The following is a 23,755-nucleotide window of genomic DNA, read 5'->3' on the forward strand; positions in this document are numbered from 1 at the left end:
GCTCCGGCGTCGTCTCGAAAATCATCGAGTAATCAAACTGACTGCGCGGGGGGCAAACAACCCCCCGCAGGGTTCGACGTGACAAAAAGGGCCACCCTGATTGGGTGGCCCTTCTTGCATTTATACTGACGACTAATTTCGCCGATAGGTGTCTTAGGAATCCAGCAGGATCGATTTCACCAAGCTGGCTTTGTCGCTGTGGCTGCCACTGCCATACATTGCAGCCATCAGGCGCAAGCGTGTGTCATTCGACAAGTTGGCTGGGTCAGCCGATGGCTCAAAACCTTTTAGATCATTTGCGAAAGTCGTGTATTGCTCATCCGACATGTAGAAGACGTAGGGGTTGTCTTCCATCATGGAACCTTCCTCCATTGCGTTTTCTTGAAGCGCAAGGGCTGTAACGGTGGATTGCTTTTCGCTAAAGCTGCCGCTGCCGTTGATGACATTGGCGATTTGCAGGCGGGCATCTTCGCTCAGCGCTTCGTAATTTATGTTCGGAGCAAAGGTTTCAATCTGGTTTTCAAGCGCTTCCTGAGCAAAGGCTGCACCCGAAATAGTGGCTGCGGTCAGGGCGGTTGCAAACATAAGATGTTTCATAAGTCTCTCCTGTTCAAAAGTTAAAGCCGATCGTCAGCGCGACAACGCAACTGATCGGCGTCGCTGGAGAGAAAATGCGTGACCCCGCCAAAGCGTTCCGCTGATTTGGTCACGATTCGGTCACGACGCTGTGAGATGGACGCCGCTGGCGTGATGCCGCGGCGTCCGATCAGGGGTGGCAACCGACTGGGCTTAGTTGGCGTTCAGCAGGATTGCACGAACGGTAGAGGATTTTTCGCTCTCGGTGCCGGAGCCGTGGATGGCCTGAAGGGCGGCGAGGATGGTCGAGTCGTCGAGCGTCGAAACGTCTACGGAGGGCGCATAGGAATTGATTGCGCGGACAGCGGCCGCGTTGTCCTGGGTCATTGCGTTTGCTGCACCTGCAACGGTTGCGATGGCGACGGCTGCGATTGCGATAATGCGGTTCATATTGTGTCCTTTCAGATGGGTGGGCTGATTGGCCCTGGATTTGTCTGCGCCAGCATTCGTTGGCGATGACTGATAATTGGGACCAACGAGGCCAAATTTGAAATCACAAAACACTCGCACCAGATCACGCCGAATTGCCATTGAAAATCGAGGCTTACGACCTGTGCCGCGTGCAAATTCGCACAGCAATTGTGCGCGTCAAACAGGCTTGGCTTTTGCGCGCCTCACCAGTGCTTTTGTGACGCGCGCGGATGTAACAATTGCCGTTGGTGGGAGGTGCAGCACAAAAACGTGTACGTCAAAAAACAAGCCGGCTGGTTCATCACAGCACCTGCATGGGCGTTGCAAGGCGACTCTCGCTGGGTGCCTGAGTGCCCGCTTAGCCCGTTGACGTGATGCCATGCGGACGATTGGCTTGCTCACGCTGCACGTCTAAGAGAGTGGCGGCGCGAAATGAATCTTCTGTCGCCAGGCTCGTGCGACAACGCTCGCTTTGGACTTTCTCGACGGCAGGCAGCGGTGTGGCATGCGCGTTGCAGTCACGCGCACATCGGACTAGGTAGGCGCGGTCCGTTTCAATCTCAGGCGTCGCGCGATGCATGTTGCCCCGATCCCAACCAAAATGACGCCAAGGGCGCGCATCACACTAGAGGGCGTGTCTTATTCGCGAGACGGGCGCGAGGTGATCGCCAAGACATTGCTGGACATATCTGATGCCCGGATCGGACTGGTGGGGCGAAACGGGTCTGGCAAAACCACGCTGGCGAGGCTCCTTGCCGGGCTTGTCCGTCCGGATAGTGGCCGTGTTTTGATCAACGGGGTCGATGTTGCGCGGGATCGCCGCGCCGCGATCCGGACTGTCGGCATATTGTTCCAGAACCCCGATCACCAGATCATCTTTCCGACGGTCGAAGAAGAGCTGGCTTTCGGTTTGCGGCAGCTTGGACGCAGCAAGGACGCAGCGCGGGACGGCGCGGCCGCGATGCTGGCGCGCTTTGGCAAGACGCATTGGCAGGGGCGGGCGGTGGCCACGCTTTCACAAGGGCAGCGGCATCTGGTCTGTCTCATGTCCGTGCTGGCGATGGAACCGGCCCTGATCATATTGGATGAGCCGTTTACCGGGCTCGACATTCCCACCACGCGACAGATGCACCGTTACCTTGCGCAGGTGGGGCCCTCCGTCCTTCACATCACCCATGATCCGGCGGCATTGGCGGGTTACGATCGGGTGATCTGGATGGATAATGGGGCAATCCGCGAAAGCGGCCCGGCAGCGCGGACCTTGGCACATTATGAGACGGCGATGATGGAGGCAGACGATGCTGGCGCTGACCTCCTCGACTAGGACCGCGTATCACCGCTGGCCCGCGTCGCTGAAGCTGGCGCTTGTTTCCGGTGGCGTGTTTCTTCTCTACCTGATCGAAAGCCCTGTACTGTTGCTGGCGGCGGTTGCGGGCGTCGCGCTGGCCTATCTTGTGGTTGGCTGGCGATTTCTGGTGGAGGGCGTCAGGTTCCTGCGTCCGCTTTGGGTATTTGTCGCGATTGTTCTTGTCTGGCATCTGATCGCGGGCGATCCGGTGACGGGGGTCGCAGTGGCGCTGCGCCTTGTTGCGGCGGTCGGGCTTGCCAATCTTGTGACGATGACGACGCGGCTCGACGATCTGACGGATCTGGTGTTGTGGCTGTTGTCTCCGCTGGAACGGCTTGGCATTCGGACCGCGCCGATCGGCTATGCAATTGCGCTTGTGGTGCGGTTTACGCCTGTTCTGTTTGGCAAGGCCGGGACGTTGATCGAATCCTGGCGCGCCCGAAGCGCCCGCCGTCCGGGTTGGCAACTGGTCATGCCGATCACCGTCACCGCGATTGACGATGCCGAACAGGTGGCCGAAGCCTTGCGCGCGCGCGGCGGCTTCGATACCCAGCCATAACTCTGGTTCAACCCTCCGAAGGAATAGCCTCTTGGAACGCAACACCGTCCTTATCGCCCTGTTCGCTGCATTGATCGCCGTATTGGGGCTGATCCCGAAGATCACCCTGGGCTTTGGGGTGCCGATCACTGCGCAAAGCCTTGGCGTCATGCTGTGCGGGACGGTTCTGGGCGCGCGGCGCGGGTCGCTGGCGGTGCTGCTGTTCCTGTTGCTGGTGGCATTGGGGCTGCCGCTTCTGGCCGGTGGTCGCGGCGGGCTTGGGCTGTTTGCCTCGCCGACTGTCGGCTTTTTGGTTGGATTTCCGGTTGCCGCCTTCGTGGCGGGCCTGATCGTCGAGAAAACCCCGCGGCTGGCACTTTTGCCGGCGTCGATTCTGGGAGCATTTGTCGGCGGCATCGGGGTGCTGTACTTGTTCGGGATCGCCGGCATGGCGATAACGCTGGACAAGTCATTCCCCGAGGCTGCGCTGCTGGTGTCGCCCTTCATTCCCGGCGATCTGATCAAGGCGGCTCTGGCAGGGTTTGTCACCGCCGCGCTGGCCAAGGCGCGGCCCGCCAGCGTTCTGTCCCGAGCGTGATGTTCCGGCGCGGGGGCTAACCCTCGCCACCTAACACAAGCGCGGTTCCGATCCCGCCCGCAGCGGCAATCGCGGCCAGCCCGCGCCCGCCTGTCCCGCGCAGGTCGTGAAACAGCCGAACTGCAAGGATTGCCCCCGACGCGCCGATGGGATGGCCGCGTGCAAGCGCGCCGCCTTTGCGGTTCACGGTCGCCGGGTCAAGGCCGGTCTGCTCGACACAGGCGATGGCCTGCACGGCGAAGGCTTCCATGATCTCGGCAGTGGAAAGATCGGCGGGGGACAGGCTCAGCGCGGCCAAGGTCGCGTTGATCGCGGCGACAGGGGCAAGGCCGGGGAGCATCGGATCGCCGCCCAATGCCATGCCGCCCAAAATCGTGACGTAGGGCAGGCCGCGCCTGCGCGCATATTTTTCCGAGACCAGAACGCAGAACGCAGCCGCATCGGCCGCCACGGCGGTGTTGGCGCGGGTGACGCTGCCGCAGTTTGCGCGCGCGCGGGCGCAAAGCGCAGGCGTCATCGCGCGCGTATAGCTGTCAGGCGCATCTCCGACGATCTCAGCGGACAGGTCGGCACGGGCGGCGATGGCACGCGCGTGACTGTCCACCGTCCATGCGTCCTGCGCGGCGCGTGAGATCCCGAGGTGTCGCGCCAGCGCATCCGCCGCTCCGGCCATATCCGGGTCCCGGTCGGGCCAAGGGGTAAAGGGCGGCTGGTCGTATTCCTGCGCGGGTGCGCCCCCTTGCGCGGCGGTCATTCGGATAGGTCGACGCGAATAGCTTTCGGCCCCGCCTGCGATCACCACCTCGGCCTGACCTGCCTCGATCATCGCCTGAGCGAGGCGCAGCGTATCCAGCCCCGAACAGCATTGGCGATCAATGCTTAGCCCCGCCACGCGCAACGGCAATCCAGCCGCCAGCGCCGCCACGCGCGCCGGGTTGCCACCTGCGCCAAGCGCATTGCCCATGATCAGTTCGTCAACGCTGTCCGGCACCAGCCCGGCATCCGTCAGGCAGGCTTGGATCACCGGGGCGGCGATTTCGTGAAGGTGCAGATGTGCGAGCGCCCCGCCACGCGGTGCGACAAGGCTGCGCCGTGCGGCGATGATGACGGCGCGGCTCATGTCTGCGCCTTGAGCAGTTGGGACAGCGCGGTGAGGTCGGTCTTGCCCGAAGGCAGGGTGGGCCAGTCCGTCAGTACGAAGGCGCGCCGTGGTGCGGCCTGCGGGGTAAGCTGGCGGCGACAGGCAGCCAGCACCGCGTCGGTATCAACACCCTGCGGCCCGGCGGATAGGAAGCAGACCGGTACCGCGCCGCGCTTGGCATCGGGGCGCGGCAGGACGGCCGCATGTGTCACGCCGGGCTGATCCAGCAGCACCCTCTCGATCAGTTCGGGAAAGACATTTTGATCGGCAACAGTGAACATCCGGTCACGTCGCCCCGCCAGAAACAGATGTCCCTCCGGATCGAGCCATCCCAGTTCGCCCACCGTCAGAAAACCGTCCTGCCAACGGGTCTGTGCGCTGCTGCCCTGCGCATAGCCGTCGAAAAGATAGGGGCTTTGGACCCAAACCTCGCCGGGGTGATCCGGGGGCAGATCGCGAGCCAACTCATCCCGGATCCGGATTTCGACGCCGGGATAGGCGCGACCGACCGAAAGGGGGGGCGTCGTGGCATCAGAGATTGCGATGAAGCTGGTTTCGCTTGCGCCGTAAAATGCGTGCAAGACCGCGCCGGGAAACAGTTGCGCTGCGGCATTGCGAGTGGCCTTGTCCAGAAAGCCGCCGCCGATCAGGACGTGCCGGGTGCCGGGGATGTCGGTGTCGGCGTCGCAACACGCCGCAAGCTGACGCAATTGCGCGGGTGTGGCATATAATAGTGACGGCATTGCCGCGCGCAGCATTTGCAACCGCGTGTCAGGGCGGGGGGCTGTAAAGACGTCCACCTGCGCGCCCAGATGCACCGCCGAGACCGCACCATAGAGTGCCAGCGAGTGATTGAGTGGGCCAAAGACGGCGATGCAATCCTGCGGCGTGATGTTCCAGAGCGCGCGATCTACCATGAAAGACCGGATCCAGGAGGCGTGGCTGCGACGGACCCGCTTGGGTTGCCCTGTAGAGCCGGAGGTTTCGCATTGCAGGAACGCACCTCCATCGGGCGTGGCAAGGGGGGCGGTGCCGGAATGGATGCAGAATTCACGTCCGGTTTCTATTGCGGCCAGCAGTTGTGCAACGCAGGCCTCAACGGGATGTGCGGGAATCGTGGCCATCATTTCATCTGCGGGCAGAACCGCTGGTGTGATCGAGACACGGTTGACTCTGATCTGACCGTCATAAGGGCGTCGGAAGGCTGCGGGATCCGCGCTGGCTGGGATGACTTGGCTCAAACTGTACCTTCACCTTCGTAAACTGGTGGGCTACCGGGCACGAATCTCTGTATTATCGCGCGTTTGTGGGAAATCCATCGCGCCCACCTGTCTGGTCCGCAAATGCCGTACTGGCTCCGGCCGTTTTACGAAGCACAAGGTCGCGGCACAAGCGCAGGTTTGGCCACGAGGCAACGTGCCGTGATGGCGGGCCTTGAAATCACCGCCCGCGCCGAGTATGTGCGTCGCGTCCGCAATGAAAGTAGAACAGACATGGCCATGACCAACCCGCTTCAGTTTATCCAGCAGGTCCGCTCCGAAGTGGCCAAGGTGGTGTGGCCCACGCGCCGTGAGGTGATGTTGACAACGGTGATGGTTTTCATCTTGGCTGCATTGACCGCTATTTTCTTTGCAATTGTGGATATTCTGATCCGCGGCGGGCTTCAGCAAGTGTTGGAAATGTTCGGCTAAGCCAGTCGGGACCGCATAGGACATGCGCGCGCCCTGAGGCTTGAACTCGGTCTCTTTCGCGGGTATTGCGCAGACCAATCATCCGAAAGGCGTGCGGCGATTCGAGTTGCGCGCCGATTTTGTTTCGGAACGCGGCGGCTGCCGGTTTGAATATGGGCCGCCAGAAAATGGAACGACACACGGTCCCCGGATCGGTGCAGAACGAAGGTTTGTGACCAGATGGCGAAACGGTGGTACTCGGTGAGCGTGCTCTCGAACTTCGAGAAGAAGATCGCCGAACAGATCCGGACTGCGGTTGATGAGCAAGGGCTTGAGGACCAGATCGAAGAAGTGCTGGTGCCGACCGAAGAGGTGATCGAGGTTCGTCGCGGCAAGAAAGTCACGACAGAACGGCGCTTCATGCCCGGCTATGTCCTTGTGCGGATGGAAATGTCGGATCAGGGCTATCACCTGATCAACTCCATCAACCGCGTCACAGGTTTTCTGGGCCCGCAAGGACGCCCGATGCCGATGCGCGACGCCGAAGTGCAGGCGATTTTGGGTCGGGTGCAGGAAGGCGAGGATGCGCCGCGCACATTGATCCATTTCGAGATCGGCGAGAAGGTCAAGGTCAACGACGGCCCGTTCGAAGATTTCGACGGCATGATCGAGGAAGTCGACGAGGACAATCAGCGCCTCAAGGTTTCCGTCTCAATTTTTGGCCGGGAAACCCCGGTCGAACTGGAATTCACACAGGTGTCAAAGCAGGTGTGATGTTCGAGACGTGGGAGGTGAGGCGGCCCAAGGCCGACCAACCCCAACCACGGCAAAACGGAACCCATGGTTCCATTGCAGGGTGGGCAAGCCCCGCCGCTTGATAAAGGAGAGGCCACATGGCCAAGAAACTGGTTGGCAGTCTGAAGCTGCAAGTCCCCGCCGGGCAGGCAAACCCGTCGCCGCCCGTTGGCCCAGCATTGGGTCAGCGCGGGATCAACATTATGGAATTCTGCAAGGCGTTCAACGCCAAGACGCAGGAAATGGAGGCTGGTGCCCCCTGTCCGACGATCATCACGTATTATCAGGACAAATCCTTCACGATGGACATCAAGACGCCGCCCGCGTCTTATTACCTCAAGAAGGCCGCCAAGCTGAAATCCGGTGGCAGTACGCCCGGTCGCGCCACCGCAGGTTCGGTGACCGTCGCTCAGGTGAAAGAAATTGCCGAAGCGAAGATGAAAGATCTCAACGCCACGACGATTGAAAACGCGATGCAGATCATCCTGGGCTCTGCCCGGTCCATGGGCATCGAGGTGAAATAAGATGGCAAAACTTGGAAAACGTACCCGTACCGCGCGTGAAGCGCTTGTCGGCAAAGAGAACGTCACCGTCGAGGAAGCCGTTTCTCTGATCAAGGCGAATGCCAACGCGAAATTCGACGAAACCGTCGAGATCGCGATGAATCTGGGCGTTGACACACGTCACGCTGACCAGATGGTTCGTGGTGTTATCGGCCTGCCCAACGGCACCGGGAAAACCATGCGCGTTGCAGTCTTCGCACGCGGTGCCAAGGCTGAAGAAGCTGAAGCCGCCGGTGCTGACATCGTCGGTGCCGAAGACCTGATGGAAACCGTTCAGGGCGGCACGATCGAATTTGATCGCTGCATCGCCACACCGGACATGATGCCGATCGTCGGCCGTCTGGGCAAGGTGCTTGGCCCGCGTAACCTGATGCCGAACCCCAAGGTGGGCACGGTGACGATGGATGTCACGCAAGCCGTCAAGGACGCCAAGGGCGGTCAGGTTCAGTTCCGCGCCGAAAAGGGCGGCGTTGTGCATGCCGGTGTTGGCAAGGCCTCGTTTGATGAGGCAAAGCTGGTCGAGAACATCCGCGCTTTCGTCAACGCCGTCTCCAAGGCCCGTCCTGCAGGCGCCAAGGGCACCTATATGAAAAAGGTCTCGCTGAGCACCACGATGGGACCGGGCGTTTCGGTCGCAATCGACTCGGCCAACGCCGAGTAAGACTGTTTCAGTCAGGTTGAGAACGGCGGACCCACGGGTCCGCCTTTTTTCGTTGAGGTAGTCACGGCGTTCGGTCTGTTCAGTTACCTCACGTCTCATTTCTTGTTCGCTCAACACAGTGGTGATAGAAACCGACGAAATTGGTACCTTTGGAAAGTGTTCATATGTTTCGCCACGCTGCAGCAATTGTCTTGCTCCCTGCTCTCTTAGTCCTGTCGGCATGTGCGAGCGACTTAACAAAGGAAGAAATTTCGGCGCGGCGCGCGGCAGCAGGGCAAGTTCACAAGATGGCTGAAACCCCTTCGGCCGTGCAGAGTTTTTTGTCGGACACGACGACAAAGTCCCACAGCATACATGGCACCCAGATCGAATACCTCGCCGCTAACGGTGAAACCTTCTTGTGGTATCCCGGAAATAACCGAGGGGTCTCGGGCCGGTGGAAGTTGCAGATTGCCAGCTACGGCTTAGAAATTTGCTTCCTTTATGGTGAAGGCAGCTACAATCCCGTGACCCGTGAACGTGGTGGAAGCTGGAAATGTGATATGGCGGCATATTATATTTTGAAGCGCGACGAGATCGTATCCGGCAACCCATTCCGCTTGTCGCGGAAAATTCCTTACGTACTGCCGAAGAAAATTGACATTTCACTCGACCAAGCAATGAGAAGTTCAGGATTTGGACCGTTGCGCCAAAAGAATAGAGCGCCCGTACCACAATACCCTGATCAGGGATGATCTTCTGCCCGCATAGCATCCTGCGCAGATCAGTGATGCGGTGGGACTGCTCGCGCGCATTTGATCATGTCTTTACGTGTCTGCGGAGTTTTTTTTCGTACAGGCCCTTCCCTTCTCCGTAAGCATTGGCTAATACCCCGTCCGTCGGGCCGCCCGCTTCAAATCGGGTGGCCCGATGATTCGTCCAAGACGGTGGGTGGTGCAAACCATAAGTCCTGCCTGAGACGGGAACCGAACAATTCTCTCTCCGGGGTTCGCCTCGGGCGTGATTGGGAACGACCCGTACGGACCCGATGCCGAACCTTCTCAAAGGTTCGGTTTAACGAGCCGGAGGGTCACTGCCTTCCGAAAATTGGAGTGAAACTGTGGATAGAGCCCAGAAAGAGAAATTGGTCGAGGAACTCGGCCAGATCTTCGAAAGCTCTGGCGTCGTCGTGGTCTCCCACTACGAAGGCCTCACGGTTGCCGAGATGCAGGATCTGCGCGCGCGTGCACGCGAAGCGGGTGGATCTGTACGTGTCGCCAAGAACAGGCTCGCCAAGATCGCCCTTGAAGGTAAGCCCTGCGCAAGTATCGCAGAATTCCTGACGGGCATGACCGTGCTCACCTATTCCGAAGACCCCGTGGCAGCAGCCAAGGTGGCCGAGGAATTCGCCAAAGGAAACTCGAAACTCGAGATCCTCGGCGGCGCAATGGGTGAGAACGCTCTGGACCGGGCTGGTGTTGCAGCCGTGTCGAAAATGCCGTCGCGCGATGAGCTTATCGCTACCATCGCTGGCATGATTGGCGCGCCTGCTTCGAACATCGCCGGTGCAATTGGCGCCCCTGCTTCGAATATCGCAAGCATTCTCTCGACCATCGAAGAAAAGGCCGAGGCTGCTTGAGGCAACCAATGAGACCTGCGTGGGGTTGAACATCCTGACGTTGGAACACATCTAGATACGGAAAGAGTCTAAAATGGCTGATCTGAAAAAACTGGCGGAAGACATTGTTGGTCTGACGCTTCTCGAAGCACAAGAACTGAAAACCATCCTTAAGGACGAATACGGCATCGAGCCCGCAGCTGGCGGCGCAGTGATGATGGCCGGTCCTGCGGGCGACGCCGGTGCGGCTGCTGAAGAGCAGACCGAATTCGACGTGATCCTGAAAGGTGCAGGCGCATCCAAGATCAACGTGATCAAGGAAGTCCGTGCCATCACGGGTCTGGGTCTGAAAGAAGCCAAGGAACTGGTCGAAGCTGGCGGCAAAGCTGTCAAAGAGCAGGTTTCCAAGGACGAAGCTGAAGAGATCAAAGGCAAACTGGAAGCAGTTGGCGCCGAGGTCGAACTCAAGTAATCCGGCTGGGGCGCGCCGCATCCCGCGAGGGACGGCCGATCCGGGGTTTCACCGAAGCCTTGCGATCAACGCTCCGCTCGAACCGAAAATGGCTGGGTCCGGGACACTTCCGGGCCCAGCCGAACTTGTCTTGGAAAACCCCCTGCCCCGGATCAAGTCCGGGGCAGGGGGTTTTCCAAGACAAGGTTCCAAAGATCGGGAGGCTTTCGGTGGGACGAAAGCCGGGAATTGATCGGAATTCTTGTCGTCTCGTAGGGGCGTGTCGCTGTGCCCGACAGCGCGCACACCCGGTGAGAAACTGAAAGGTGACACCTGTCATGGCGCAAAGCTTTCTTGGCCAGAAACGTCTTCGCAAATATTACGGCAAAATCCGTGAAGTTCTGGAGATGCCGAACCTGATCGAGGTTCAGAAATCCTCGTACGATCTTTTCCTGAAATCCGGAGATCAGCTGCAACCGATGGATGGTGAGGGGCTGAAAGGCGTCTTCCAGTCGGTCTTTCCGATCAAGGATTTCAATGAGACCGCCGTTCTGGAATTCGTCAACTACGAACTGGAACGTCCGAAATACGACGTCGAGGAATGTCAGCAGCGCGACATGACCTATGCGGCACCTTTGAAGGTGACGTTGCGTCTGATCGTGTTTGATGTGGACGAGGATACCGGCGCGAAATCGGTCAAGGACATCAAGGAACAGGACGTCTTTATGGGCGACATGCCCCTGATGACGCCAAACGGGACGTTCGTTGTGAACGGCACCGAGCGCGTAATCGTGTCCCAGATGCACCGCTCGCCGGGCGTGTTTTTTGACCACGACAAGGGCAAGACGCATTCCTCGGGCAAGTTGCTGTTCGCCTGCCGCATCATCCCCTATCGCGGTTCCTGGCTCGACTTCGAATTCGACGCCAAGGATATTGTCTTTGCGCGTATCGACCGCCGCCGCAAATTGCCGGTGACGACGCTCCTTTATGCCCTGGGTCTGGGGCAGGAAGACATCATGACGGCCTATTACGAGACCGTCGATTACAAGCTGGAGAAGGGGCGTGGCTGGGTCACGAAGTTCTTCCCCGAGCGTGTCCGCGGCACCCGTCCAACCTTTGATCTGGTCGATGCGGCCACGGGCGATGTGATCGCCGAAGCTGGCAAGAAGGTCACGCCACGCGCCGTCAAGAAGCTGATCGACGAAGGCGCTGTCAGCGATCTGCTGGTGCCGTTCGAACAGATCGTCGGCAAGTTTGTCGCACGCGACATGATCAACGAAGAAAACGGCGCGATCTATGTCGAGGCCGGTGACGAGTTGACATGGGAATTCGACAAGGCCGGTGAAGTTATCGGCGGGACGCTGAAAGAACTGGTGGACGCGGGCATCACCGAGATCCCCGTTCTGGACATCGACAACATCAATGTCGGCCCGTACATGCGCAACACCATGGCGGCGGACAAGAACATGAACCGCGAAACCGCGCTCATGGATATTTACCGCGTGATGCGTCCGGGTGAGCCGCCGACCGTCGAGGCCGCCTCGGCCCTGTTCGAGACGTTGTTCTTTGACAGCGAACGCTACGACCTGTCTGCGGTCGGCCGCGTCAAGATGAACATGCGTCTGGCGCTTGAAAAGCCCGACACACAGCGCACGCTGGACCGCGAAGACATCGTGGCCTGTGTCAAGGCGCTCGTGGAACTGCGTGACGGCAAGGGTGACATCGACGACATCGACCACCTTGGCAACCGCCGGGTCCGGTCGGTTGGTGAACTGATGGAAAACCAGTATCGCGTCGGCCTTCTGCGGATGGAGCGCGCGATCAAGGAGCGTATGTCCTCCGTCGAGATCGACACGGTCATGCCGCAGGACCTGATCAACGCGAAACCTGCCGCCGCTGCGGTACGCGAATTCTTCGGCTCTTCGCAGCTGTCGCAGTTCATGGACCAGACCAACCCGCTGTCGGAAGTGACGCATAAGCGCCGCCTTTCGGCGCTTGGACCGGGCGGTTTGACCCGTGAGCGTGCAGGCTTTGAGGTGCGCGACGTTCACCCGACCCACTATGGCCGGATGTGCCCGATTGAAACGCCGGAAGGGCCGAACATTGGTCTGATCAACTCGCTGGCGACCTTCGCGCGCGTGAACAAGTATGGCTTCATTGAAACGCCTTACCGTGTGGTCAAGGACTCCGTCGTCACTGACGAAGTGCACTACATGTCCGCAACCGAGGAAATGCGCCACACCGTGGCGCAGGCCAACGCCAACCTCGACGAGAACATGCGTTTCGTGAACGATCTGGTGTCGACTCGGAAATCCGGCGATTACACCCTGTCGCCCAACGAAAACGTGGACCTGATTGACGTCAGCCCGAAACAGCTGGTGTCCGTTGCGGCCTCGTTGATCCCGTTCCTGGAAAACGACGACGCCAACCGCGCCTTGATGGGTTCGAACATGCAACGTCAGGCTGTGCCGACCCTGCGCTCCGAGGCACCCCTTGTGGGCACCGGCATCGAAGGTGTTGTGGCGCGCGATTCCGGCGCGGCCATCATGGCCAAGCGCGCAGGCATCATCGACCAGGTCGATGCGATGCGGATCGTTGTGCGAGCCACCGGCGATCTTGAGCTTGGCGATGCCGGGGTCGATATCTACCGGATGCGCAAGTTCCAGCGCTCGAACCAGAACACCTGTATCAACCAGCGTCCGTTGGTGAAGGTGGGCGATCTGGTCGAGAAGGGCGAAGTCGTCGCCGACGGTCCGTCCACCGATATGGGGGAGCTGGCGCTTGGCAAGAACGTCGTCGTCGCCTTCATGCCGTGGAACGGGTACAACTACGAAGACTCGATCCTGATCTCGGAACGCATCGCCCGCGATGACGTGTTCACGAGCGTCCATATCGAGGAATTCGAAGTCGCCGCCCGTGACACCAAGCTTGGACCGGAAGAGATCACCCGCGACATCCCCAACGTCGGCGAGGAAGCCCTGCGCAACCTCGACGAAGCGGGTATCGTCTATATCGGTGCCGATGTGGAACCGGGCGATATTCTGGTGGGCAAGATCACACCCAAGGGCGAAAGCCCGATGACGCCGGAAGAAAAGCTTCTGCGCGCCATCTTCGGTGAAAAAGCCTCGGACGTGCGCGACACGTCGCTGCGCGTCAAGCCGGGCGATTTCGGGACGGTAGTCGAGGTCCGCGTGTTCAACCGCCACGGTGTGGAAAAGGACGAACGCGCGCTTCAGATCGAACGTGAAGAGATCGAACGCCTGAGCCGCGACCGGGATGACGAGCTGGCGATCTTGGACCGCAACATCTACGCGCGTCTGAAGGATATGATCCTCGGCAAGATCGCCGTGAAAGGCCCGAAAGGTGTTCGTCCGAACACGCAGATCGACGAAGATCTGCTGGGCACGCTGAGCCGTGGCCAGTGGTGGCAACTGGCGCTGGAAGACGAGGATGACGCCAAGATCGTCGAGGCCCTGAACGAGCAGTATGAAGTGCAGAAGCGCGCTTTGGATGCCCGTTTCGAAGACAAGGTCGAGAAGGTGCGCCGTGGCGACGATCTGCCGCCGGGCGTGATGAAGATGGTCAAGGTGTTCGTGGCGGTGAAGCGCAAGCTGCAACCGGGCGACAAGATGGCCGGCCGTCACGGCAACAAGGGTGTGATCTCGAAGGTGGTTCCGATGGAGGACATGCCGTTCCTCGCAGATGGTACTCCGGTCGATTTCTGCCTCAACCCGCTGGGCGTTCCGTCGCGTATGAACGTCGGTCAGATCCTTGAAACCCATATGGGCTGGGCTGCGCGCAGCCTTGGCATCAAGATCGACGACGCACTTGGCGAATACCGCCGGTCGGGCGATCTGACCCCGGTGCGCGAAGCGATGCGGATCGCCTATGGCGACGATGTCTACGAGGAAGGCATCGGCAGCATGGAAGATGGCCAGCTTCTCGAAGCGGCGGGCAACGTGACGAACGGTGTTCCGATCGCAACGCCGGTCTTTGACGGTGCGAAAGAGGCCGATGTCAACGACTCGCTGAAACGCGCGGGCTTTGACACCTCCGGCCAGTCGATCCTGTTCGACGGGCGCACGGGCGAGCAGTTCAGCCGCCCCGTGACCGTTGGCGTCAAGTACCTGCTGAAGCTGCATCACCTTGTGGATGACAAGATCCACGCGCGCTCGACCGGGCCTTACAGCCTCGTCACCCAGCAGCCGCTTGGTGGTAAGGCACAGTTCGGTGGCCAGCGCTTCGGTGAGATGGAAGTCTGGGCTCTGGAAGCTTACGGTGCCGCCTACACCTTGCAGGAAATGCTGACGGTGAAATCGGATGACGTGGCAGGCCGGACCAAGGTCTATGAGAGCATCGTCAAGGGCGAAGACAATTTCGAGGCCGGCGTTCCGGAATCGTTCAACGTTCTCGTCAAAGAGGTCCGCGGTTTGGGCCTCAATATGGAACTCCTGGATACGGAGGAGGATGAGTAGCGGCCGCAAAAGTCTGCAAGAGGACTTTCCCAAGGCTTTGCTGAAAAGCCTTGGGCGCGCCTTTCCCTTCCGACAGCTTTAGGATGACAAGATGAACCAGGAACTGACAAACAACCCGTTCAACCCCGTCGCACCGGTGAAAACCTTCGACGAGATCAAGGTGTCTTTGGCTTCGCCCGAAAGGATCCTTTCGTGGTCCTTCGGCGAGATCAAGAAGCCCGAAACCATCAACTACCGCACGTTCAAACCCGAACGTGACGGTCTGTTCTGCGCGCGCATTTTCGGCCCGATCAAGGATTACGAATGCCTGTGCGGCAAATACAAGCGCATGAAGTATCGCGGCGTTGTCTGCGAGAAATGCGGCGTCGAAGTCACGCTGCAAAAGGTCCGTCGCGAGCGTATGGGCCATATCGAATTGGCCGCGCCTTGCGCGCATATCTGGTTCCTGAAATCGCTGCCGTCGCGCATCGGTCTCATGCTGGACATGACGCTGCGTGATCTGGAACGTGTGCTTTATTTCGAAAACTATGTGGTGATCGAGCCCGGCCTGACCGATCTGACCTATGGCCAGATGCTGTCCGAAGAAGAATTCATGGACGCGCAAGACGTCTATGGCATGGACGCGTTCACGGCCAATATCGGCGCCGAAGCCATCCGTGAAATGCTCGCGGCAATTGATCTGGACTCCGAAGCAGAGCAACTGCGCGCGGATCTGAAAGAAGCCACTGGTGAGCTGAAGCCCAAGAAGATCATCAAGCGTCTGAAAGTCGTGGAATCCTTCCTCGAGTCGGGCAACCGGCCCGAGTGGATGGTGATGACGGTCATTCCCGTGATCCCGCCAGAGCTGCGCCCGCTGGTGCCGCTGGATGGTGGCCGTTTCGCGACGTCGGATCTGAACGATCTGTATCGCCGGGTCATCAACCGGAACAACCGTCTGAAGCGTCTGATCGAACTGCGTGCGCCCGACATCATCGTGCGCAACGAAAAGCGGATGTTGCAGGAATCCGTTGACGCCCTGTTCGACAACGGCCGCCGTGGCCGTGTCATCACCGGTGCCAACAAGCGACCGCTGAAATCGCTGTCTGACATGCTGAAAGGCAAGCAAGGTCGCTTCCGTCAGAACCTTCTGGGTAAGCGCGTCGACTTCTCTGGCCGGTCCGTCATCGTGACGGGTCCGGAGCTGAAACTGCATCAGTGCGGTCTTCCCAAGAAGATGGCGCTGGAGCTGTTCAAGCCCTTTATCTACTCGCGTCTGGAGGCCAAAGGTCTTTCCAGCACCGTGAAACAGGCGAAGAAGCTGGTCGAGAAAGAGCGTCCCGAAGTTTGGGATATTCTGGACGAGGTGATCCGCGAACACCCTGTCATGCTGAACCGGGCGCCGACGCTGCACCGTCTTGGCATTCAGGCGTTCGAACCGATGCTGATCGAAGGCAAGGCCATCCAGCTTCACCCGCTGGTTTGTTCGGCTTTCAACGCCGACTTTGATGGCGACCAGATGGCCGTGCACGTTCCGCTTTCGCTGGAGGCCCAGCTTGAAGCGCGCGTTCTGATGATGTCGACGAACAACGTTCTGTCGCCTGCAAATGGCGCGCCGATCATTGTTCCGTCGCAGGATATGATCCTTGGCCTTTACTATGTGACCATCGCCCGCGATGGCATGAAGGGCGAGGGCATGTCCTTCTCGTCGATCGAAGAGGTGGAGCACGCTCTGAACTCTGGCGAAGTGCATATGCACGCCAAGATCACTGCGCGCGTTACCCAGATCGACGAAGAAGGCAACGAAATCGTCAAGCGCTACGAGACGACACCCGGTCGGGTCCGTCTTGGCGCGCTGCTGCCGATGAACGCCAAGGCACCGTTTGATCTGGTCAACAACCTGCTGCGCAAGAAAGACGTGCAGAAGGTCATCGACACCGTTTACCGTTATTGCGGTCAGAAAGAGTCTGTCATTTTCTGTGACCAGATCATGTCCATGGGCTTCAAGGAAGCGTTCAAGGCCGGTATCTCGTTCGGCAAGGACGACATGGTGATCCCTGAATCCAAATGGCCGATCGTCGAGGAAACCCGGGGTCAGGTGAAGGATTTCGAACAACAGTACATGGACGGCCTGATCACTCAGGGCGAAAAGTACAACAAGGTTGTCGATGCCTGGTCGAAATGTAACGACAAGGTCACCGAGGCGATGATGTCGACCATTTCGGCCGCCAAGACGGATGCCGATGGGTCGGAATCCGAGCCGAACTCGGTCTACATGATGGCCCACTCCGGTGCGCGTGGTTCTGTTACGCAGATGAAGCAGCTGGGCGGGATGCGCGGCCTGATGGCGAAGCCGAATGGCGACATCATCGAGACGCCGATTATCTCGAACTTCAAGGAAGGCCTGACCGTTCTTGAATACTTCAACTCGACCCACGGTGCCCGTAAGGGTCTGTCGGACACCGCGTTGAAGACGGCGAACTCTGGTTACCTGACGCGTCGTCTTGTGGACGTGGCGCAGGATTGCATTGTGCGGGATCGTGATTGCGGAACCGAACGGGCGATCACTGCCGAAGCGGCTGTCAACGATGGTGAGGTCGTGTCGTCGCTGGCCGAACGTATCCTGGGCCGTGTCGCGGCAGAGGATCTGGTCCGGCCCGGCACCGAGGAAGTGATGGTGCGTCAAGGCGAGTTGATCGACGAGCGCATGTCCGACATTGTCGACCAGTCCGGTCTGGCAAGTGCGCGCATCCGTTCGCCTCTGACCTGCGAGTCGGAAGAAGGCGTCTGTGCGATGTGCTACGGTCGTGATCTGGCGCGCGGTACGATGGTGAACACTGGCGAAGCCGTGGGTATCATTGCGGCGCAGTCCATCGGTGAACCCGGTACACAGCTGACGATGCGGACGTTCCACATCGGCGGTGTTGCGCAGGGTGGCCAGCAGTCCTTCCAGGAAGCCAGCCAGGCCGGCACGATCACCTTCGAGCAGTCCAGCACGCTGGAAAACTCGATCGGTGAGACCTTGGTCATGGGCCGCAACATGAAGTTGCGGATCATGGACGAGCACGGTGAAGAACGCGCCAGCCACAAGCTGGGCTACGGCACCAAGCTGTTTGTGACCGAGGGTCAGAAGATCGAGCGTGGCGACAAGCTGTTCGAATGGGATCCCTACACGCTGCCGATCATCGCCGAGAAAGACGGTATGGCGCGGCATGTGGATCTTGTGAACGGTGTGGCCGTCCGCGAAGATACTGATGATGCAACGGGTATGACGCAGAAGATCGTCGCCGACTGGCGTGCCGCGCCGAAGGGCAACGAGCTGAAGCCCGAGATCATTCTGATCGACGGCGATGGCGAGCCTGTGCGCAACGAAGCTGGCAACCCCATCACCTATCCGATGTCGGTTGACGCCATTCTGTCGGTCGAGGACGGGCAGGACATCAAGGCCGGTGACGTTGTTGCGCGTATCCCGCGTGAAGGTGCCAAGACCAAGGACATCACCGGGGGTCTTCCCCGCGTGGCCGAACTGTTCGAGGCGCGTCGTCCGAAAGACAACGCGATCATCGCTGAAATCGACGGCTTTGTACGCTTTGGCAAGGACTACAAGAACAAGCGCCGGATCGCGATCGAACCGTCTGATGACAGCCTGTCCCCTGTCGAATACATGGTGCCCAAGGGCAAGCACATCCCGGTAGGCGAAGGCGACTTCGTTCAGAAGGGTGACTACATCATGGACGGCAATCCCGCGCCGCATGACATCCTCGCAATCATGGGTGTCGAAGCGCTGGCCAACTACATGATCGACGAAGTGCAGGACGTTTACCGGCTCCAGGGTGTGAAGATCAACGACAAGCATGTCGAAGTGATCGTGCGCCAGATGCTCAAGAAGTGGGAGATCAGCGACAGCGGTGATACCACGCTTCTCAAGGGCGAGCATGTCGAGAAGATCGAGTTGGACGAGGCCAATGAAAAGGCAATGGCCCGTGGCGGTCGCCCCGCATCTGGTCAGCCGGTTCTGTTGGGGATCACCAAAGCCTCGCTTCAGACACGCTCGTTCATGTCTGCCGCCTCCTTCCAGGAGACAACGCGCGTGCTGACCGAAGCGTCTGTACAAGGCAAGCGTGACCGTCTGATCGGCCTGAAGGAGAATATCCTTGTGGGTCGTCTGATCCCGGCAGGGACCGGCGGGGCAACCCAGAAGATGCGCAAGGTCGCAAAATCGCGCGATAATGTCGTCATCGAGGCCCGTCGCGAGGAAGCAGAGGCCGCAGCAGCGCTTGCTGCTCCGACAATGCAGGACGATGTTGCCGGTGCTGGCGACTTCGATAGCGGCATTGTTGAGACTCCGGAAAGCCGCGATTAAGTATCGCGACATCTAACCTGAAACCAGAAACCCCCGCGCAGCAATGCGCGGGGGTTTTTCCATTCACCACATGGCAGTGTCCGCACTCAGGTGTTGGAATAGACCTGCCTGACGTGATCGGCGTCGATGGCAAATATCCGTCGGAATTTGGCTTCGCCTGCCGCGTTCAACCGGGGCAGCTCAATCGGCTTCACATGCTTCTTCTGACGCGAGTCGTTGTGGTCGTTATGTCCGCGCACATACATGGGTGAGTCGGTCTGGCTGATGGTCGGCATGAACTGGTTCAGTCGGTTATGGCCAAAATTCATGATCGTCTGGCGTACACCAGCTTGGGCTGCGACCGCCAATGCAACCCCGTAGAACGGCGTCAGGTTTGGCTCTGCCGCAAGGCCCTGCGCGTCGGGCCGGGCGATATAGCCGCGGTTGAAGTCAATCGCGACCAGCCCGTTATTCTCAAGTAGCCCTTTGCAGCTTTGCGCGGCACCCCGAAGGCGTTCGACATAGGTGACTGCCACGGCGTCATCATCGTCATGACGAAATTGAAGGCATGGCTGGTCCAGGTCCCTTGCACGGTTGATCACGTCCTGACAGACCTTGCGATGCGGTCCGGGCGGGCGGGCCACGATGCGCGCTTGCGCAAAGCCTTCCAGCAGGCGCGTCAGCCGCTCTGCATAGGGGGCGGGCAGGCTTTCACCCACGAGCACAAGAAAGAGGAAATCCGGGTCTGTCTGTGCCTTCAGACCCGGCAGGCAGATGGTCTCGAACTGGCGGAAACGTTCCTCGATGCGGGCAGGGGAGTAGAGGTAATCCTGCCGCTCTTTCAGCCCGCCATATTCAACCTGAAATCCGCCCTCGGCGGGGTAGGAAAAACGGCACAGACCGATCACTTGCATGCCAATCGTTCCCCTGTAATATTGTCCTGATCGTTGCTGCAAAGATTGTCATTGCCCAAGCCCCTTCACAAGGGTCAGGTGCTGTTGACAAGGTCTGCGACTCCCCCTATACGCCCGCTATCTCGACGAAGGGACATCTGTCTTTTGCGTCGATACTCAAAACTAGAAGCGGTCAAGATCCGGGCCTTTCGCCCCGATCCTCTGGAAACCCCCGCGTCGTTCCCGTTATCGGGGACGAATGCGGTTTTTTGCGTCGCACCCTCAGGTGGTGCACCCGGTGCTTTGCGGACGCGTAGGGCGCTTTTGTTGTCAACCCGCACGCAACGCGCGTGCACCACATATGTGAGCTACACGGGGAAAGAACCGGAATGCCAACGATCCAACAGCTGATCCGCAAACCGCGGCAGCCGAAAGTCAAACGCTCGAAATCCATGCATCTCGAGCAATGCCCGCAAAAGCGCGGCGTCTGCACGCGTGTCTACACGACCACACCGAAGAAGCCGAACTCGGCGATGCGGAAAGTTGCAAAGGTGCGCCTGACCAACGGTTTCGAAGTCATCAGCTACATTCCCGGTGAAAGCCATAACCTTCAGGAGCACTCTGTGGTTCTGATCCGTGGCGGCCGTGTAAAAGACCTTCCTGGTGTGCGTTACCACATCCTGCGCGGTGTTCTGGATACCCAGGGCGTCAAGGATCGTAAGCAGCGCCGTTCGAAATACGGCGCCAAGCGTCCGAAATAAGAGGATTAACAGATGTCCCGTCGTCACGCCGCTGAAAAACGCGAAGTCCTACCCGACGCCAAATATGGCGACCGGGTTCTGACGAAATTCATGAACAACCTGATGGTCGATGGCAAGAAATCGACCGCAGAGCGCATTGTCTACAACGCCCTTGAGCGTGTTGAGGACAAGGTGAAGCGCGCGCCGGTGGAAATTTTCCACGAAGCGCTCGACAATATCAAACCCTCGGTCGAGGTTCGTTCGCGCCGTGTGGGTGGTGCCACCTATCAGGTGCCCGTTGAAGTGCGCCCCGAGCGTCGCGAAGCGCTGGCCATCCGCTGGTTGATCACTGCGTGCCGCAATCGCAACGAGCACACCATGGAAGAGCGCCTTGCAGGTGAGCTTCTGGATGCGGTCAACAGCCGTGGTACCGCCGTGAAGAAGCGCGAAGACACCCACAAGATGGCCGATGCCAACAAGGCATTCAGCCACTACCGCTGGTAAACTAAATCCGAAGGACGTAAGCCCAATGGCACGCGAATATCCCCTCGAACGGTACCGCAACTTCGGTATCATGGCGCATATCGACGCAGGCAAGACAACCTGCTCGGAACGCATTCTGTTCTATACCGGCAAGAATCACGTGATGGGCGAAACCCATGACGGGGCCGGCACCATGGATTGGATGGAGCAGGAGCAGGAGCGTGGCATCACGATCACGTCCGCCGCCACCACGACGTTCTGGCAGTGGCAGGAAGATCCTTCCGCCGAAGGTACCGACGGCACCAAATTCCGGATGAATATCATCGACACGCCCGGCCACGTTGACTTCACCATCGAAGTCGAGCGTTCGCTGGCCGTGCTTGACGGTGCCGTTGCGGTGCTGGATGCCAACGCGGGTGTCGAGCCGCAGACCGAAACCGTTTGGCGCCAGGCCGATCGGTACCGGGTTCCGCGGGTCGTCTTCGTCAACAAGATGGACAAGATCGGCGCCGACTTCTTCAACTGCGTCGCGATGATCAAGGACCGCACCGGTGCTGTCCCGGCCCCGATCCAGATTCCGATCGGGTCCGAGAACGAGCTGGAAGGCATCGTTGATCTTGTCACCATGGAAGAGTGGGTCTGGAAAGGCGAAGATCTGGGCGCGTCCTGGGTTCGTCAGCCGATCCGTGAAAGCCTGAAGGCATCCGCCGACGAATGGCGTGCCAATCTCATCGAGATCGCTGTCGAGATGGATGACGACGTGATGGAGGCTTATCTCGAAGGTGAAGAGCCTGACATTCCGACGCTGCGTCGTCTGATCCGTGCCGGTACGCTTGGTCTGAAGTTCGTGCCGATCCTGTGTGGCTCGGCGTTCAAGAACAAGGGTGTCCAGCCGTTGCTGAACGCGGTTGTGGATTATCTGCCCAGCCCGATGGACGTTGTTGATTACATGGGCTTCAAGCCCGGTGACGAGACGGAAACCCGCAATATTCCGCGCCGCGCGGATGACACGATGCCGTTTGCCGGTCTGGCGTTCAAGATCATGAACGACCCGTTCGTCGGGACCCTGACCTTCACCCGCATCTATTCGGGCGTTCTGTCCAAGGGCACTTCGATCCTGAATTCGACCAAAGGCAAGAAAGAGCGTGTCGGTCGAATGATGATGATGCACTCGAACGACCGCGAGGAAATCGAGGAAGCATTTGCGGGCGACATCATCGCGCTGGCGGGTCTCAAGGACACCACCACCGGGGATACGCTGTGCGACGTCAAGGAACCGGTGGTTCTGGAAACGATGACATTCCCCGATCCGGTGATCGAGATTGCCGTCGAACCCAAGACAAAGGCCGACCAGGAGAAGATGTCTGCCGGTCTGGCACGTCTTGCCGCCGAGGATCCGTCTTTCCGCGTCGAAACCGATCAGGAATCGGGCCAGACGATCATGAAGGGCATGGGCGAACTTCACCTCGATATTCTGGTGGACCGTCTTAAGCGCGAGTTCAAGGTCGAAGCCAATATCGGTGCGCCGCAGGTGGCTTATCGTGAAACCATCGGCCACGAGATCGAGCATACCTACACCCACAAGAAACAATCGGGTGGGTCTGGTCAGTTCGCCGAGGTCAAGATGATCATCTCGCCGACAGAGCCGGGCGAAGGCTATTCGTTCGAAAGCCGCATCGTTGGTGGAGCGGTTCCGAAAGAATACGTCCCCGGCGTCGAAAAGGGCATCAAGTCGGTGATGGACTCCGGTCCTCTGGCAGGCTTCCCGGTCATCGACTTCAAGGTCGCGCTGATCGACGGTAAGTTCCACGACGTGGATTCCAGTGTTCTGGCGTTCGAGATCGCGGGCCGGATGTGCATGCGTGAAGGTCTTCGTCGTGCCGGTGCCAAGCTGTTGGAACCGATCATGAAGGTCGAGGTGATCTCACCTGAGGACTATACCGGCAACGTAATCGGTGACCTGACCTCGCGTCGGGGGCAGGTGACCGGGCAGGAACCACGCGGCAACGCCATTGCGATCGCTGCCATGGTGCCGCTGGCCAACATGTTCGGCTACATCAACAACCTGCGCTCCATGTCTTCGGGCCGCGCGCAGTTCACGATGCAGTTCGATCACTACGATCCGGTGCCGCAGAACATCTCGGAAGAGATCCAGTCGAAATACGCATAATCCGGGTGGCGGGGTGAACCCCGCCCTACCCACCACCGTAGGGTGGGGTTTCATCCCACCATCCGATACAGAAGGGAGCCAGGAAAATGGCAAAGGAAAAGTTTGAGCGTTCTAAGCCGCATTGCAACATTGGCACGATTGGCCATGTGGACCACGGCAAGACGACGCTGACGGCTGCGATCACGAAATATTTCGGTGACTTCCAAGCGTATGACCAGATTGACGGCGCGCCGGAAGAAAAGGCGCGCGGGATCACGATCTCGACCG

21 protein-coding genes are annotated in these 23,755 nt (G+C 59.3%); 16 read left to right on the plus strand and 5 right to left on the minus strand.

The genetic code is table 11. The features are described from left to right. Positions 1-153: 153 nt before the first annotated feature. Both ACN0WV_RS18120 and ACN0WV_RS18125 read right to left on the minus strand, forming a co-directional pair. On the minus strand, positions 154-597 hold the full coding sequence (locus tag ACN0WV_RS18120) for a hypothetical protein (RefSeq protein ID WP_417607654.1): 444 nt from the start codon (positions 595-597) through the stop codon (positions 154-156). A 192-nt stretch (positions 598-789) separates the two neighbouring features. Beyond that, complete coding sequence (locus ACN0WV_RS18125) at positions 790-1,026, minus strand: hypothetical protein (RefSeq protein ID WP_143514514.1); 237 nt, start codon at positions 1,024-1,026, stop codon at positions 790-792. Between the two features lie 622 nt (positions 1,027-1,648). On the opposite strand from ACN0WV_RS18125, the gene ACN0WV_RS18130 reads away from it, so the two are divergent. Genes ACN0WV_RS18130 through ACN0WV_RS18140 form a run of 3 tightly spaced genes read left to right on the plus strand, consistent with a single transcriptional unit; the run spans position 1,649 to position 3,531 of the window. Continuing rightward, positions 1,649-2,371, plus strand: a complete 723-nt coding sequence (locus ACN0WV_RS18130) for an energy-coupling factor ABC transporter ATP-binding protein (protein ID WP_417607656.1) — start codon at positions 1,649-1,651, stop codon at positions 2,369-2,371. Further along, a complete protein-coding gene (locus ACN0WV_RS18135) occupies positions 2,346-2,954 on the plus strand; it encodes an energy-coupling factor transporter transmembrane component T family protein (RefSeq protein WP_417607658.1) in 609 nt (202 codons plus the stop codon). Before ACN0WV_RS18130 ends, ACN0WV_RS18135 begins: the two co-directional genes overlap by 26 nt. Positions 2,955-2,985: 31 nt before the next feature. Further along, positions 2,986-3,531, plus strand: a complete 546-nt coding sequence (locus ACN0WV_RS18140; RefSeq protein WP_084351983.1) for a biotin transporter BioY — start codon at positions 2,986-2,988, stop codon at positions 3,529-3,531. 16 nt (positions 3,532-3,547) lie between these two features. Here ACN0WV_RS18140 and ACN0WV_RS18145 read toward each other — a convergent pair whose 3' ends face one another. Both ACN0WV_RS18145 and ACN0WV_RS18150 read right to left on the minus strand, forming a co-directional pair. After that, positions 3,548-4,651, minus strand: coding sequence for a thiolase family protein (locus tag ACN0WV_RS18145; protein ID WP_417607660.1), 1,104 nt, complete (start codon positions 4,649-4,651; stop codon positions 3,548-3,550). Continuing rightward, positions 4,648-5,913, minus strand: coding sequence for a class I adenylate-forming enzyme family protein (locus ACN0WV_RS18150; protein WP_417607662.1), 1,266 nt, complete (start codon positions 5,911-5,913; stop codon positions 4,648-4,650). Before ACN0WV_RS18150 ends, ACN0WV_RS18145 begins: the two co-directional genes overlap by 4 nt. Positions 5,914-6,165: 252 nt before the next feature. Between ACN0WV_RS18150 and secE the strand changes: the two genes are divergently transcribed. From secE to rpoC, 9 genes are all read left to right on the plus strand, one after another. After that, positions 6,166-6,363: a preprotein translocase subunit SecE gene (secE, locus tag ACN0WV_RS18155; protein WP_084352255.1), complete on the plus strand. Its 198-nt coding sequence runs from the start codon at positions 6,166-6,168 to the stop codon at positions 6,361-6,363. A gap of 219 nt (positions 6,364-6,582) precedes the next feature. Continuing rightward, positions 6,583-7,116, plus strand: a complete 534-nt coding sequence (nusG, locus tag ACN0WV_RS18160) for a transcription termination/antitermination protein NusG (RefSeq protein WP_084351989.1) — start codon at positions 6,583-6,585, stop codon at positions 7,114-7,116. Positions 7,117-7,235: 119 nt separating this feature from the next. Beyond that, complete coding sequence (gene rplK, locus ACN0WV_RS18165) at positions 7,236-7,661, plus strand: 50S ribosomal protein L11 (protein WP_084351991.1); 426 nt, start codon at positions 7,236-7,238, stop codon at positions 7,659-7,661. Position 7,662: 1 nt separating this feature from the next. Beyond that, complete coding sequence (rplA, locus tag ACN0WV_RS18170) at positions 7,663-8,361, plus strand: 50S ribosomal protein L1 (RefSeq protein WP_417607664.1); 699 nt, start codon at positions 7,663-7,665, stop codon at positions 8,359-8,361. Between the two features lie 164 nt (positions 8,362-8,525). Beyond that, on the plus strand, positions 8,526-9,095 hold the full coding sequence (locus ACN0WV_RS18175) for a hypothetical protein (RefSeq protein WP_417607666.1): 570 nt from the start codon (positions 8,526-8,528) through the stop codon (positions 9,093-9,095). Positions 9,096-9,460: 365 nt separating this feature from the next. Next, complete coding sequence (gene rplJ / locus ACN0WV_RS18180) at positions 9,461-9,979, plus strand: 50S ribosomal protein L10 (RefSeq protein WP_417607667.1); 519 nt, start codon at positions 9,461-9,463, stop codon at positions 9,977-9,979. 73 nt (positions 9,980-10,052) lie between these two features. Further along, positions 10,053-10,430: a 50S ribosomal protein L7/L12 gene (rplL, locus tag ACN0WV_RS18185; protein ID WP_084351997.1), complete on the plus strand. Its 378-nt coding sequence runs from the start codon at positions 10,053-10,055 to the stop codon at positions 10,428-10,430. Positions 10,431-10,747: 317 nt separating this feature from the next. Continuing rightward, the gene (rpoB, locus tag ACN0WV_RS18190) at positions 10,748-14,884 is read left to right on the plus strand and encodes a DNA-directed RNA polymerase subunit beta (protein ID WP_084351999.1); all 4,137 of its coding nucleotides are present in this window, start codon (positions 10,748-10,750) and stop codon (positions 14,882-14,884) included. A gap of 91 nt (positions 14,885-14,975) precedes the next feature. Next, on the plus strand, positions 14,976-19,223 hold the full coding sequence (gene rpoC, locus ACN0WV_RS18195; protein ID WP_417607668.1) for a DNA-directed RNA polymerase subunit beta': 4,248 nt from the start codon (positions 14,976-14,978) through the stop codon (positions 19,221-19,223). A gap of 86 nt (positions 19,224-19,309) precedes the next feature. Here rpoC and ACN0WV_RS18200 read toward each other — a convergent pair whose 3' ends face one another. Next, positions 19,310-20,116, minus strand: coding sequence for a putative rhamnosyl transferase (locus tag ACN0WV_RS18200; protein WP_417607669.1), 807 nt, complete (start codon positions 20,114-20,116; stop codon positions 19,310-19,312). A gap of 368 nt (positions 20,117-20,484) precedes the next feature. Here ACN0WV_RS18200 and rpsL point away from each other — a divergent pair, with 368 nt between their 5' ends. From rpsL to ACN0WV_RS18220, 4 genes are all read left to right on the plus strand, one after another. Next, positions 20,485-20,856, plus strand: a complete 372-nt coding sequence (gene rpsL, locus ACN0WV_RS18205) for a 30S ribosomal protein S12 (RefSeq protein WP_005621086.1) — start codon at positions 20,485-20,487, stop codon at positions 20,854-20,856. 12 nt (positions 20,857-20,868) lie between these two features. Further along, on the plus strand, positions 20,869-21,339 hold the full coding sequence (rpsG, locus tag ACN0WV_RS18210) for a 30S ribosomal protein S7 (RefSeq protein ID WP_084352005.1): 471 nt from the start codon (positions 20,869-20,871) through the stop codon (positions 21,337-21,339). Positions 21,340-21,364: 25 nt separating this feature from the next. Beyond that, positions 21,365-23,488, plus strand: a complete 2,124-nt coding sequence (fusA, locus tag ACN0WV_RS18215) for an elongation factor G (protein ID WP_084352007.1) — start codon at positions 21,365-21,367, stop codon at positions 23,486-23,488. 86 nt (positions 23,489-23,574) lie between these two features. Continuing rightward, a partial coding sequence (locus ACN0WV_RS18220; RefSeq protein ID WP_417607670.1) for a GTP-binding protein occupies positions 23,575-23,755 on the plus strand: 181 nt, incomplete at its 3' end.

The sequence above is a fragment of the Primorskyibacter flagellatus genome (assembly GCF_048268605.1).
GTDB lineage: Bacteria > Pseudomonadota > Alphaproteobacteria > Rhodobacterales > Rhodobacteraceae > Primorskyibacter > Primorskyibacter flagellatus.